Genomic DNA, 12,659 nt, shown 5'->3' with positions numbered 1-12,659 from the left:
CGCGCGCCTGCAGGCCGGCGAGACCGACGAGCCCACCCTGGTGCCGCTGGACCGCGTGATGGCCGAGCTGCGCGACGCCCTGGCCGCGCGCATCGCCGAGACCGGCGCCGAGCTCCACATCGAGCCGCTGCCCGTGGTGCCGGGGCACGCCAGCCTGCTCTCGCTGCTGTTCCAGAACCTGCTGACCAACGCGCTGAAGTTCGTGCCGCGCAACCGCGCGCCCCGGGTGAGCGTGAGCGCCTGCCTGTCGGACGGCCGCGTGAAGGTCTCGGTCGGTGACAACGGCATCGGCATCGCGCCCGAGCACGCGGGCCGCCTGTTCCAGCCCTTCCAGCGGCTGAACCTCAAGAGCGAGTACGAGGGCACCGGCCTCGGGTTGGCGGTGGCGCGCCAGGTGGCCGAGGCCCACGGCGGCACGATCGCCGTGCGCCCGAACGCGGGCCAGGGCGCGGTGTTCGAGGTGCTGCTGCCGCTGCCGCCGGCCTGACCAGGGCCACGCGGGCGTCGGTGGAAAGTACTCGCGTCGGGCGCCCGCGACGCCTGCGTATCTTCCCTAGCGAGATTTGTTTCAGAAAGTGACAAGCTCGGCCGACAATGCGGGCTGATACGGAAGCGGGGCATGAACGATCAGGGTGGCCGACACACGAAAACCTGGCTGGCGCGCATGGGGCGCGCCGCTGGCTGCGCCGTTCTCCTGCTGCTGGCGGGCTGCATGGAGGTTCCCCAGCCGCCCCTGGCCGTGGGCACGAACATGCGCGTGGGCGCCGATCCGCTGGTGCTCGCGCGCGAGCGGGGCCTGGTGGACCCGGGGCGCGTCAAGGTGGTGGAGCTGGCCTCGGGTTCGGAGGTCCAGCGCGCGCTCAACAACGGCCTGCTCGACGCGGCCGCGCTCACGCTGGACGAAACCCTGCGCCTGGTGGACGCGGGTGTGGACCTGCGCATCGTGGCCTTGCTCAATGCCTCCCAGGGCGCCGACGTGGTGGTGGCGCGGCGCGACATCCAGTCGCCGCGCGACCTGCGCGGCGAGATGGTGGCCGTGGAGGACACCTCGGTGGGGGCCTTCATGCTGCAGCGCATGCTGGGCAAGACCGGGCTCACGCGCGCCGAGGTCCGGGTGGTCAACCTGGAGGCCAACGCCCACCTGGACGCCCTGCGCGATGGCCGCGTGGCGGCCGCGGTGAGCCATGCCCCGCTATCGGGCGCGCTGATCGCCGCCGGCTACCGACCCATCTTCAGCAGCCGCGCCATCTCGGGCGAGGTGGTCGACGTGATGGTGGTGCGCGCCAGCGTGCTGCGCGCGCGCCCGGAGGCGGTGGATGGACTCCTGCGGGCCTGGGCCGCCGGGCTGGCCGAGGTGCACGCCGATGCCACGCGCGCCGCCGCCGCGCTGTCGCCCGGCACTGGCCTGAGCACCCTCGAGTACGTGGGCGCGCTGCGGGACGTGGCCTTCATGCCGCTGGACGTGTCACTGGAGCAGCTCACCGGCCCCTCGGTGGCGCTGGAGGCGCGGGCGCGCTCGGTGGGCGGCGCGCTCATGGACGTGGGCCTGCTGCGCCGCATGCCGCTGCTGGTGGATCTGGTCGACACCTCGGCCCTGCGGCGCGTGGTGGGGCACCCGTGATCGGACAGGCCGGTCGCTGGATGCCGCAGGGCCGCTGGCTGGTGCCGCTGCTGCTGGCGCTGGTCGCGCTGCTGACGGCCGGCACCAAGTACGTGGTCGGCATGCGCCAGGTCGAGGCCGAGGTGACCGAGGCCGAGACGCGGCGCCTGCGCGAGCGGCTCACCGTGGAACAGAGCCGGCTGAACCTGCAGGCCGATCCGTCCAGCCTGCCGTTCGCGCGCGGCGTGGTCGGCGGCATGGGCCTGTACAAGGGCATGCGCGCGGCCTGGCTGCTGCGGCCCGACGGCCAGGTGCTGGCCTCGCTCACGCGCGCCGACGTCGGCCGCGATTTCGCCGAGGTGGCCGCCGCCCGGCCCGAACTGCTCTACCTGGACACCCTGCCGCGCGGCGCGCTCGACCCGCTGGCCATCGTGCCGCGCTACTGGGTCGGTGGCCAGGAACTGGTGGGCGCGGTGCCGCTGAGCAATGGGCGCCGGCTGGTGGTGCTGGTCGACATCACCGTGCCGATGGCGCAGCGCCACGCGGCCTTGCGCGAGGCGATGCTGCGCGAAACCCTGCTGCTGCTGGCGCTGGCCGGCGCGCTGGGCCTGGTGCTGCACTTCGCGTGGTTCCGCCGCGCCGAGCACCTGGCCCGCTCGCTCACCGACATGGGCGAGGGGCGCCTGCAGGCGCGCGCCGGCCTGCAGGGCTTCGACGAGTTGGCCTTGATCGGCGCCGCCGCCGACCGCATGGCCGAGCGCCTGGAGAGCGACCAGGCGCGGCTGCAGCACCTGCACGCCCTGGTGGACCGCTCCCCGGTGGTCGTCATCGAATGGGCCAATCAGCCTGGCTGGCCCATGACCTACCTCAGCCGCGCCGTGGCGCAATGGGGCTACGAGGCCCAGGACCTGCTGAGCGGGACCATCGACTGGGACGACCTCGTGCACCCGGACGATGTCGAGCGCATGAACACCGAGATCGCGGCGCACTGGGCGGCCGGCCGGCACGAGTACCGCCAGGAATACCGGCTGCGCCGCGCCGACGGCGTCTACGCCTGGATCGACGACCGCACCTCGATCACGCGCCGCCCCGACGGGGAGATCGACAGCATCAGCGGCATCCTGCTCGACATCACCGCGCAGAAGGAGGCCCAGCTGGCGCTGCGCGAGCAAAGCGAGGTGCAGCGCCTGTTCTACGAGCTGCCCTTCATCGGCATGGCGATCTCCGACCCCGACAGCAAGCGCTGGCTGCAGGTGAACGACCGCCTGTGCGAAATCCTGGGCCGCCCGCGCGAGGAAGTGCTGCGCATGAGCTGGGCCGAGATGACACCGCAGCCCGACCGGGAACGCAACATCGAGCGGTTCGAGGCCCTGCGCGCCGGCCACATCGACAGCTACCAGCTGCAGAAACGCTTCGTGCGCGGCGACGGCGGCATCGTGCACGTGGAGCTCGACGTGCGCCCCCTGCGCCTGGCCGACGGCACGCTGCACCGCCTGTTCGCCACCATCCAGGACGTGACCGGCCGGCTGCGCGCCAGCGAGGCGCTGAACGAGCAGAAGGGCCTGCTGGAACAGGCCGAGGGCCTGGCCGGCCTGGGCAGCTGGCGCTTCGACATGGCCGACGGCCGGGTGTGGTGGTCGGAGCAGATGTTCCGCAACATTGGGCGCGACCCGGCCCTCGGCCCACTGCCCACGCTGGACGCCTACCTGGACTGCATGCACCCCGAAGACCGCGACCGGGTGCGCGGCTTCATGCAATCGCCGGCCGAGGGCGACGGTGTGGCCCACGCCGAATTCCGCCGCCACCCGGGGCTGGGCGAAGAGCGCTGGTTCCGCGCCAGCGTGGCGCGCCACCGCGCGCCCGAGGGCAGTGGCTGGCGCTACTCGGGCACGCTGCTGGACATCACCGCCCTCAAGCGGGCCCAGCTCGACCTGCAGCGCACCAACGCCGAGCTGGAGCACCGCGTGCGCGAGCGCACCGAGCAGCTCAGCGCGGCCAACCGCGAGCTCGAGGCCTTCACCTACACCGTCTCGCACGACCTCAAGGCGCCGCTGCGCGGCATCGACGGCTACAGCCAGCTGCTGGAGGAAGAGGCCGGCCAGCGGCTGAACGAGGAAGAGCGCGGCTTCGTGCGGCGCATCCGCCGCGGCGTGCAGCAGATGAGCGAGCTCATCAACGACCTGCTGGATTACTCGCGCATGGAACGCCGCGCCATGGACCCGCAGCCGCTGGACCTGGAGGCCACGGTGCGGCGCGTGCTCGACGAGTTCGGCGCCGACATCGAACGCAGCCGCGCCGAGGTGCGGCTGGCGCTGCCGCCGCTGAGCCTTCGCCTGGACCGCGAGGGCATGGCCGTGGTGCTGCGCAACCTGGTGGGCAACGCGCTGAAGTTCGCGCGCGCCGGCCAGCCGCCGCGCATCGAGCTCGGCGCCAGCCCCGTGGAGGGCGGCCACCGGCTCTGGGTGCGCGACCACGGCGTGGGCTTCGACATGAAGTACCACGACCGCATCTTCGGCATCTTCCAGCGCCTGCAGCGCGCCGAGGACTACCCGGGCACCGGCGTCGGCCTGGCCCTGGTGGCCAAGGCCGTGCAGCGCATGGGCGGCCGCGTCTGGGCCGAGAGCGTGCCAGGCCAGGGCACCACCTTTTTCCTGGAGTTCCCCGCATGAACAAGGACCCCCACGCTCCGCCGTTTCACGGGTCGTTGCCCCCCGAGGGGGCTGAGCCGCCGGGGGGCGGCCCGGCGGCGGCTCGCACCCTCAAGCGCCCCGGTCCCTTGCCGCCCATCCTGCTGGTCGAGGACAACCCCATGGACCTGGACCTCACGCTGCGGGCCTTCAGCAAGCGCCAGTTCGCCAACCAGATCCAGGTGGCGCGCGATGGCGAGGAGGCGATGGCCTGGCTGCCGCGCTGGGAGGCCGGCGAGCCCATGCCCGCGGTCATGCTGCTCGACATCAACCTGCCGCGCATGACCGGACTGGAGGTGCTGCAGGCCTTCAAGCGGCACGAACTGGCGCGCCGCATCCCGGTGGTGGTGCTCACGTCCTCGCGGGATGACCGCGACCTCGGGAAGGCCTACGATCTGGGCGTGAACTCTTACATCGAAAAGCCAGTCAGCTTCAACAAGTTCATCGAGGTCGCCGGGCACATCGAGCTGTACTGGTGCGTATTCAACGAGCGCCCCTACCGGCCCTGAGGCCGGCCGGTGCCAGCAAGGAGACGGTCATGTTGCGCATCCTCATTCCCATCGACGGTTCGCCCGCTGCCATGGCGGCCGTGCGCCATGTGCTGTTGCTGGTGGGCCGGGGCCTGCGCGCGCGCTGCGTGCTGGCCAATGTGCAGGCCGGCGCCAATCTGTACGAAATGGTGGTGGCGCGCGACCCCGGTGTGCTGGACCGCGTGGCCGAGGAGGCCGGGCGCGACCTGATCAAACCCGCGCAGCAGCTGCTGGGCGCGGCCGGCGTGGCCGTGGACGTGGAGGTGGTGCACCAGGGCGACGTGGGGCCGGCCCTGCTGGACCTGGCCGAGCGCCACGGCGTGGACGCCATCGTGGTGGGCGCCGGCGCGCCGGGCCTGGCCGACCGCGTGCTGGGCTCGGTCACGCTGGACCTGGTGCAGAACGCGCGCGTGCCGGTCACGGTGGTGCGGGTCGCGGGCTGAGACCGGGCCGCGAACCGCCTGTCGCGGCGCGGCCGATCGCTCGAAAAGCCCCTCAAGTCACCCCCAATTCCGCCGATAGGGTGTTCAGAACGCCGGGCTTGTCTGCGCCCGGCGACCGAATCATTGGGGGTGCCCATGATCCCGTCCCAACCGACTTCTTCCGTTTCCTGGTCCAGCACGGCCGCGCCGGTGGCCGCCTCGGTGCCCGCCGTGGTGGCGGTGGCGCCGTCGGCGCCGGCCGCGCGCGACACGCAGGCCAGCCTGCAGCAGGGGCCGGGCCGCCAGCCGCCCCAGGCCTCGGCGCGCGCGCCGGCGGTGGACACCGCGCCTGGCGATCCGGTGCGCCAGGCCACCGAACTGGCCCTCAAGCGCGAGGCCGAGGCGCAGCTGCGCGCCCAGGAGCTGGAGCGTGCGCGCCTGCGCCAGGAGGCGCAGCGCGACACCGTCGAACAACTGCGCCAGACCCTGCGCCAGGTCTGGGACGCCAGCGCCACCGTGGTGGAGCAGGCGCTGCAGCGCGAGGCCGACGCGGCGCGCGCCCCGGAGGCCGCGAGCGCGGCGCGCTCGAAATCGCTCGATGCCTACGAAGGCCCCGCCGTGGCGCGCGACCCGGCCGGCAGCCACGTGAACCGGCGGGTCTAGCACCGCCCAGCGCGCGCGGGCCGTGCCCGGCCGCGGCGCCGTTGGGCCGCCGCCCCTCCGCCTTCCCCCCGCCACCGCGCTTGCGCGCCCGGCTTCAGTGGGTGGCGAGTTCCTCGGTCTCGGTGGGGGGGAAGGCGTGCAGGGCCGCCTGGGTGTCGCGCACGTCCTCGTCCAGTGTCTCGCGCAGGGCCCCCAGGGCGCGCACGTCGCCTGCCGTCCCGGCCTTCTCGAGGCGCGCGGCCACGTTCGCCAGGGCCTTCAGGCCCAGCAGCATGGCCGAGCCTTTCAGCCGGTGCGCGTGGTAGACGACCTGGGCCACGTCCTCCGCATTCAGCGCGGCCTGCAGTTCGGGCACCGTGGCCTCCTCCCCTTCGAACAGCATGTCCAGCAGTTCCAGAAGGGTTTCGCGGGGCATCATGGCGGCCAGTTGGCCGTAGATGTCGGCATCGATCAGCTGATGCGGTTCACGTCCCGCGCGCGGCAGGGGCATCAGCGGGGCGGGCTGGGTATCGGCGGCCTCGCCGAGCAGGCCGCAGCGGCGCAGGGCGCGCCGCAGATCGGCCTCTTGCAGGGGCTTGGGCGCGAACTGTGTGACGCCGGCTTCGGCCGCGAGCTTGCGCGTGTCGTTGACCACATCGGCCGTCACCATGATCACGGGCACCTGCCCGGCCTCGCCAGGCAGCAGGCGGATTTCGCGCGTGGTGGCGATGCCGTCGAGCACCGGCATGTGGTAGTCGAGCACCACGGCATCGAAGCGCTCGTTGTGCAGCAGCTGAAGGGCCTCGAAGCCGTTCTCGCAGAACACCGCTGCATGGCCCATGCGCTCGACCAGCAGATTGAGGTACTTCAGATTGACCGGGTGGTCTTCCGCCACCAGCAGCCGCAGGCGGCGAATGGGGGCGCGGCGGCGGTTTTCCCACGCCTCATCGTCCTCGAACGGCACGCCGCGGGCGGCCTCGGCCGGGGCCTCGGTGCGCGGCAGGCTGAGCGTGACCACGAAGACCGACCCCTGGCCGGGCGTGCTGCGGACCGTGATGTCGCCACCCATCATGCGCGCGAGCGTGCGGGAGATCTCCAGGCCCAGGCCCGAGCCGCCCACGCGGCGGCGCAGCGAGTTGTCGGCCTGGTAGAAGCGGGTGAAGAGCTGGGCCACCGTGGCCTCGTCCATGCCGATGCCGGTGTCCTGCACCGTCATGCGGATGCCGTCGGGCAGCGAAGTGTCGGGCTCCAGGATGGCCTCGATGCTGCCCTGGGCCGTGAACTTCACCGAGTTGTTGACGAGGTTGAGCAGGATCTGGCGCACGCGCGTGGCGTCGGCCGTGACCCAGGGGGGCAGGCGCTCGTCGCACAGGCAGCTCAGGGCCACGCCCTTGTCGCGCGCCAGGGGCTCCAGCAGGCTCACGACCTCGTCGGCCATGGCCGGCAGGTTCACCGCCGTGGGCGACAGCTTGAGCGTGCCCGATTCGATGGTGGACACGTCCAGGATGTCGTTGACCACGCTCAGCAGGTGCAGGGCCGAGTCCGAGGCCGTCTGCACGAAGTCGCGCTGCTGGCCGCTCAGGCGGGTGTCCTCCAGCAGCTTGAGCATGCCCAGAACGCCCTGGAAGGGGGTGCGGATCTCGTGGCTCATGTTGGCCAGGAACACGCTCTTGGCGTGGTTGGCCGCCTCGGCCTGGTCGCGCGCCGTGGCGAGCTCTTGGCTCAGCTGTTGCAGGCGCGCGAACTGGCGGGACTGTTGGCGGATGTGGCGCACCAGCAGCGCCACGAACAGCAGCATCACGCCCACCTGCAGCCCGGCCAGGGCAATGAGCAACAGGCTCTGGTGGCGCAGCTGCTGGTTGCGCTCGTCCACGAAGCGGGCCACCGCGCGGTTGGCCGCCTGCGTCAGCTCGTTCAGCAAGGGGCTGAGGGCGGTCGCCTGGGTGTGCAGGCGGTCGAGCGCGGCGCTGTCCTTGAGCAGGGCGTTCGGGTCCTTGAACGCGGGCTCCGCTTCGCGCTGGAAGCCCTCGATCGCGTGCAGCACCGCGCTGAAGCCGGGCCAGGCGTCGAGCAGGTCGCGACGGGGAATGTCGCTGAGCAGCCGGATGCGGCTGAGGAAAACCTCGTAGCGCTCGCTCAGGTCGTCGGGCAGCACCGCGGGTGAGCCGTCCATGGCTTCCAGCAGCACGCCATCGAGCCGGGACAGCTCGCGTTCGAGTTGGTAGGCCTGCCACATGATGGAGTCGACCTGGCGCGTGTCCGTGTCCTGCAGCATCTGCCACTGGCGCCACTGGATGAGGCCCAGGGGGATGAGCGTGAGCGCGAGCAGGGCGATGACCACCAGGCTCCATTGCCGCATGCCCCAGGCGGCAAAGCCCTTGGGCGGGCTGTTCATTCGATGCTCATGCGCTTGAGTTGCCAGATCGAGCGCTCGTAGTAGGTGGAGGTGCGCAGCTCGGCCTTGTTGTCGAATGGGTAGACCACGAACAGCGGCCCCTTGTCCCGCACCGCCATGGGCTGGTCGTCGAGCAGGCGGGCCACGATGGCGCCCTGTTCCTTCGCATCCGCGACCGGAATGCGGATGGTGTAGTCGTTGATCGCGGTCGCGCTGACCGTGCCGCCCTGGGCCTTCACCGCGTCCAGCAGGTCGGACAGCAGCGGGCCGGTGAACTTCACGGGCCGGTCGTACCAGGGCGTGCGGGTGGTGAAGCTGTGCTGGGGCAGCGCTTCGAGCATGGCCATGTCGAACACCGCGTCCTTGCCCTTGTTGGGCTGACCGATGTGGCCGCTGATGGTGAGGATCACCCGGCCCTTGGGCTCGGGCAGGCCGTCGGCGTTGGCCAGCGGCGAGAGGGTGGTCAGCGCGGCCGCCAGGCCGAGCCCGAGCGCCAGGCGGCGCGAGCAAGAGGTGAAACGGAACATGGGGGCTCCAGGGTATGCATTGGCATCAGATGCGATGACGCACACCGGCTGGTGCGTTCGCGAGGCGGGCCAATACCGCCAGCGCGATCTGGTTGAGCGGCAGCACCTCGTGCGCCGCGCCGTGCTGAATGGCCATACGCGGCATGCCGAAGACCACGCAGCTGGCCTCGTCCTGCACGTAGTTGTAGCTGCCCGCGTCCTTCATTTCGCGCATGGCGCTGGCGCCGTCGGCGCCCATGCCGGTGAGCATGATGCCGATGGCGTTCGGCCCGATCACGCGCGCGGCGGACTTGAACAGCACCTCCACCGAGGGCCGGTGGCGGTTCACCGGTTCGGTGTCTTCCACCACGGCCACGTAGTTTGAGCCGCTGCGGTCGATGCGCAGGTGGCGTCCGCCTGGCGCGATGTAGGCGTGGCCGGGCAGGATGCGCTGGCCGTCGCGCGCCTCGGCCACGCTGATCTTGCACAGACCGTCCAGCCGGGTGGCGAAGCTGGTGGTGAAGCCCGGCGGCATGTGCTGGGTGATGACGATGGCGGGCGCGTCGGCCGGCATCGGCACCAGCACTTCGCGGATGGCCTCGGTGCCGCCGGTGGAGGCGCCGATGCAGATGATTTTCTCGGTCGACAGACGCGGCAGCGGCACGCCCGGGCGCGCAGGGGCGGCGGCGCCAGCGCCGGTGGTGTTCGGCGCGGTGGGCGCGGGCGCGCTCAGGCGGCGCACTTGCGCGGCGGCGGCCACGCGGATCTTGTCCACGATGTCGCCCGCGAGCTCGCTCAGGCCCTGGCTCACGCCGATGCGCGGCTTGGCCACGAAATCCACCGCGCCCATCTCCAGCGCGCGCAGCGTGATCTCCGCGCCCTGTTCGGTCAGCGTGGACACCATCACCACCGGCATGGGGCGCAGGCGCATCAGGCGGGAGAGGAACTCCAGCCCGTCCATGCGAGGCATCTCCACGTCCAGCGTGATGACGTCGGGGTTGAGCTCGCGGATCATCTCGCGCGCCACCAGCGGGTCGCTCGCGGCGCCCACGCATTGCATGTCGTGTTGGCGGTTGATGATCTCGGCCAGCAGGCTTCGCACCAGCGCCGAATCGTCCACCACCACCACTCTCGTCTTGGCCATCTCAAACTTCCTCTCGAAGACCGGTACCTGGCCCAGGGGCACCGAGGAACCGGCTTTGCCGGGCCTCGGGTGTCGCCCCTTTGAGGGGGGACGCGCGAAGCGCGGCGGGGGTGCGTGTCAAAAAAGATCGATGGAGCCGCCGGCGGTGCTCTTGACCACGGCGGCCGCGCTGCCCTTGCGTTCCTGCGTTTCCAGCGTCTCGGGCTGGGCATGGGCCAGTCGCTTGACCATGGCCTTGCCCGTCACCGGGAAGAAGCAGACCTTGCGCGGGTGGATGTCCAGCACGTCCTTGGATACCACGGCGATGCGTTCGGTCTGCAGGTAGTCGAGCACGAATTTGGTGTTGCGCTCGCCCACGTTCATGGTGGTGAAGCTGCTCATCACCTGGCCGCCGCCGAAGACCTTGGCCTGCATGGTCTCGCGCCGCGCGCCGAGCTTCATCATTTCGTTGATGAGCAATTCCATGGCGTACGAGCCATAGCGGCCGCCCGAGTCGCTGCCGCCCTCGGGCAGCATGAAGTGGTTCATACCGCCCACGCGCACGGACGGGTCCCAGATGCAGGCGGCGATGCACGAGCCGAGCACGGTCATGATGACCAGGTCCTCGGTGCTCACGTAGTACTCGCCGGGCAGCACCTTCACCGCGTCGCTGCGGAAGTGCGGCTCATGGAAGAAGAAGGAGGCCTCGCCGGGCTTGGGCGTGCGCGCCTTGAGCTGGTCCACGCGCGAGACCACGCCAGCGGCCGGCGTCACGCGCGGCAGCGCCATCTTCGACAGCGGTGTCAGGGGCGTCAGGGGCGTGACCAGGCCGGCGGCGCCCGCCGCGTTGGACCGGGCAGGGCTATAGGCGCTCATAGACGGTCTTGCCGCGCAGGGCGAACAGGTGGCGCGCGTCGCTGAAGTTCTCGGCGTGGCCCACGAACAGGGTGCCGCCCGGGCGCATCACGCGGTGGATGCGCTCGAGCACGGCGCGCTGCGTGGGCGCGTCAAAGTAGATCATCACGTTGCGGCAGAACACCACGTCGAAGGTCTCGCGCAGCGGCAGCTCGTGGATCAGGTTGACCGGCTGGAAACTCAGGTGCTTCTGCAGCTCGGGCTTGACGCGCATGTACCCAGCGTTGGCGCCCTTGCCGCGCAGGAAGAAGCGCTGCAGCCGCTCAGCCGACAGGCCCTTGTTGCCATCGGTCTTGTAGACGCCGCGCTGCGCGGCGGCGAGCACCTTGGTGTCGATATCGCTGTTGACGATCTCGTACTGGCCGTTGGCGCCCAGCGACTCGGCGCAGGTCATGGCGATGGAGTAGGGCTCCTCGCCGGTGGAGGCGGCCGCGCACCAGATGCGCCAGGCGTGCGTGGGCTTGGCGCGCAGCAGCTGGGCCAGGGCGTCGAAATGGTGCGACTCGCGGAAGAAGGCCGTGAGGTTGGTGGTCAGGGCGTTGATGAACTCCTGCCACTCGGCGCCGTCGTGGCGCTCGAGCCAATCGATGTAGTCCTTGAAGCTGGCGTGCCCGGTCTCGCGCAGGCGGCGCGAGACGCGGCTGTAGACCATGGCGTGCTTGCCGTCGTGCAGGCTGATGCCGGCCTTCTTGTAGATCAGCGCTTTGATACGCGCGAAGTCGGCGTCGGACCAGACGAACTCGCGGCCTTCGGCGACGGGGCCTTCCTCGGTCGCGACGAGCGCCGAGGCCGAGCCGGGGAACACCGCGGAGCCGGCTTTGCCGGGCCGCAGGTGTTGCCCCCCTGGGGGGGTGGCGCGCAGCGACGCGGTGGGGTACATGTTCAATGCCTGGAGCGGCGAACCAGGGACGAGGTGTCCAGGATCAGCGCCACCTTGCCATCGCCCAGGATGGTGGCGCCCGAGACGTTGGGCACCTTGCGGTAGTTGCTCTCCAGGTTTTTGATCACCACCTGCTGCTGGCCGAGCAGCTCGTCGACCATCAGCGAGACGCGCTGGCCCTCGGCCTCGACCACCACCATGATGGGGCTCGCGGCGTTGTGCTCGAAGCGCGGCACCGAGAAGATCTGCTCGAGCTCGACCACCGGCATGTACTCCTCGCGCACCTTCACCACGCGGGCGTTCTGCCCCATGGTGTTGATGTCGGTCGGCTTGATCTGGAAGGACTCGATCACGCTGGCCAGCGGCAGGATGTAGACCTCGTCGCTCACGCGCACCGACATGCCGTCCATGATGGCCAGCGTGAGCGGCAGGCGCACCGAAACGCGCATGCCATAGCCCTCGGCCGAGTCGATCTCGACCGTGCCACCGAGGGCGGTGATGTTCTTCTTGACCACGTCCATGCCGACGCCGCGGCCCGACACGTCGGTGACCTGGTCGGCGGTGGAGAAGCCCGGCGCGAAGATGAGGTTCCAGACCTCGGGATCGCTCAGCGAATCGGGCGCGTCGATGCCCTTCTCGCGGGCCTTGGTCAGCAGCTTCTCGCGCGACAGACCCTTGCCGTCGTCGCGCACCTCGATGAGGATGCTGCCGCCCTGGTGCGTGGCCGACAGGGTGATGGTGCCGGTCTCGCTCTTGCCCTTGGCGCGGCGCTCCTCGGGCATTTCGATGCCGTGGTCGCAGCTGTTGCGGATCAGGTGCGTCAGCGGGTCGGTGATCTTCTCCACCAGGCCCTTGTCGAGTTCGGTGGACTCGCCCTGCGTCACCAGCTCGACCTTCTTGCCCAGCTTGGAGGCGAGGTCGCGCAGCATGCGCGGGAAGCGGTTGAAGACCACCGACAT

General features: G+C 70.7%; 12 protein-coding genes. 6 read left to right on the top strand and 6 right to left on the bottom strand.

Annotation, left to right across the window (positions count from 1 at the left end; translation table 11 throughout):
* The 6 genes from BGO22_RS11115 to BGO22_RS11090 all read left to right on the top strand — a co-directional run.
* Positions 1 to 487, top strand: a 487-nt coding sequence (locus BGO22_RS11115; protein WP_286850871.1) for a sensor histidine kinase, incomplete at its 5' end; no start/stop codon positions are given.
* A 132-nt stretch (positions 488 to 619) separates the two neighbouring features.
* Positions 620 to 1,621 (top strand): ABC transporter substrate-binding protein, encoded by a 1,002-nt coding sequence (locus tag BGO22_RS11110; RefSeq protein WP_083293358.1) that lies wholly within the window; start codon positions 620 to 622, stop codon positions 1,619 to 1,621.
* Positions 1,618 to 4,269: a PAS domain-containing sensor histidine kinase gene (locus BGO22_RS11105; RefSeq protein ID WP_286850868.1), complete on the top strand. Its 2,652-nt coding sequence runs from the start codon at positions 1,618 to 1,620 to the stop codon at positions 4,267 to 4,269. Before BGO22_RS11110 ends, BGO22_RS11105 begins: the two co-directional genes overlap by 4 nt.
* Complete coding sequence (locus BGO22_RS11100) at positions 4,266 to 4,796, top strand: response regulator (protein WP_286850866.1); 531 nt, start codon at positions 4,266 to 4,268, stop codon at positions 4,794 to 4,796. The genes BGO22_RS11105 and BGO22_RS11100 overlap by 4 nt, the downstream gene beginning before the upstream one ends.
* A 29-nt stretch (positions 4,797 to 4,825) precedes the next feature.
* Positions 4,826 to 5,260 (top strand): universal stress protein, encoded by a 435-nt coding sequence (locus BGO22_RS11095; protein WP_286850864.1) that lies wholly within the window; start codon positions 4,826 to 4,828, stop codon positions 5,258 to 5,260.
* 135 nt (positions 5,261 to 5,395) lie between these two features.
* Positions 5,396 to 5,902 carry a hypothetical protein gene (locus BGO22_RS11090; RefSeq protein ID WP_286850862.1) on the top strand — a complete coding sequence of 169 codons (507 nt, stop codon included), beginning with the start codon at positions 5,396 to 5,398 and terminating at the stop codon, positions 5,900 to 5,902.
* A gap of 94 nt (positions 5,903 to 5,996) precedes the next feature.
* On the opposite strand, the gene BGO22_RS11085 is transcribed toward BGO22_RS11090, so the two are convergent.
* The 6 genes from BGO22_RS11085 to BGO22_RS11060 form a co-directional block, all read right to left on the bottom strand.
* Positions 5,997 to 8,276, bottom strand: coding sequence for an ATP-binding protein (locus tag BGO22_RS11085; protein WP_286850860.1), 2,280 nt, complete (start codon positions 8,274 to 8,276; stop codon positions 5,997 to 5,999).
* Positions 8,273 to 8,803, bottom strand: a complete 531-nt coding sequence (locus BGO22_RS11080) for a putative pterin-binding protein (protein WP_070401125.1) — start codon at positions 8,801 to 8,803, stop codon at positions 8,273 to 8,275. Before BGO22_RS11080 ends, BGO22_RS11085 begins: the two co-directional genes overlap by 4 nt.
* A gap of 25 nt (positions 8,804 to 8,828) precedes the next feature.
* The gene (locus tag BGO22_RS11075; RefSeq protein ID WP_286850857.1) at positions 8,829 to 9,926 is read right to left on the bottom strand and encodes a protein-glutamate methylesterase/protein-glutamine glutaminase; all 1,098 of its coding nucleotides are present in this window, start codon (positions 9,924 to 9,926) and stop codon (positions 8,829 to 8,831) included.
* A gap of 117 nt (positions 9,927 to 10,043) precedes the next feature.
* Positions 10,044 to 10,694, bottom strand: coding sequence for a chemoreceptor glutamine deamidase CheD (gene cheD, locus BGO22_RS11070; protein ID WP_116958538.1), 651 nt, complete (start codon positions 10,692 to 10,694; stop codon positions 10,044 to 10,046).
* A gap of 73 nt (positions 10,695 to 10,767) precedes the next feature.
* Positions 10,768 to 11,700: a CheR family methyltransferase gene (locus BGO22_RS11065; RefSeq protein ID WP_083293360.1), complete on the bottom strand. Its 933-nt coding sequence runs from the start codon at positions 11,698 to 11,700 to the stop codon at positions 10,768 to 10,770.
* A gap of 2 nt (positions 11,701 to 11,702) precedes the next feature.
* Positions 11,703 to 12,659: chemotaxis protein CheA (locus BGO22_RS11060; RefSeq protein ID WP_286850854.1), on the bottom strand; the 957-nt coding region annotated here is incomplete at its 5' end.

The sequence above is a fragment of the Hydrogenophaga sp. 70-12 genome (assembly GCF_001897365.1).
In the GTDB taxonomy this organism is placed as follows: Bacteria; Pseudomonadota; Gammaproteobacteria; order Burkholderiales; family Burkholderiaceae_C; genus Hydrogenophaga; species Hydrogenophaga borbori.
Note: the sequence above shows the minus strand (reverse complement) of the source record. Positions and strands in the feature narration are given on the sequence as shown.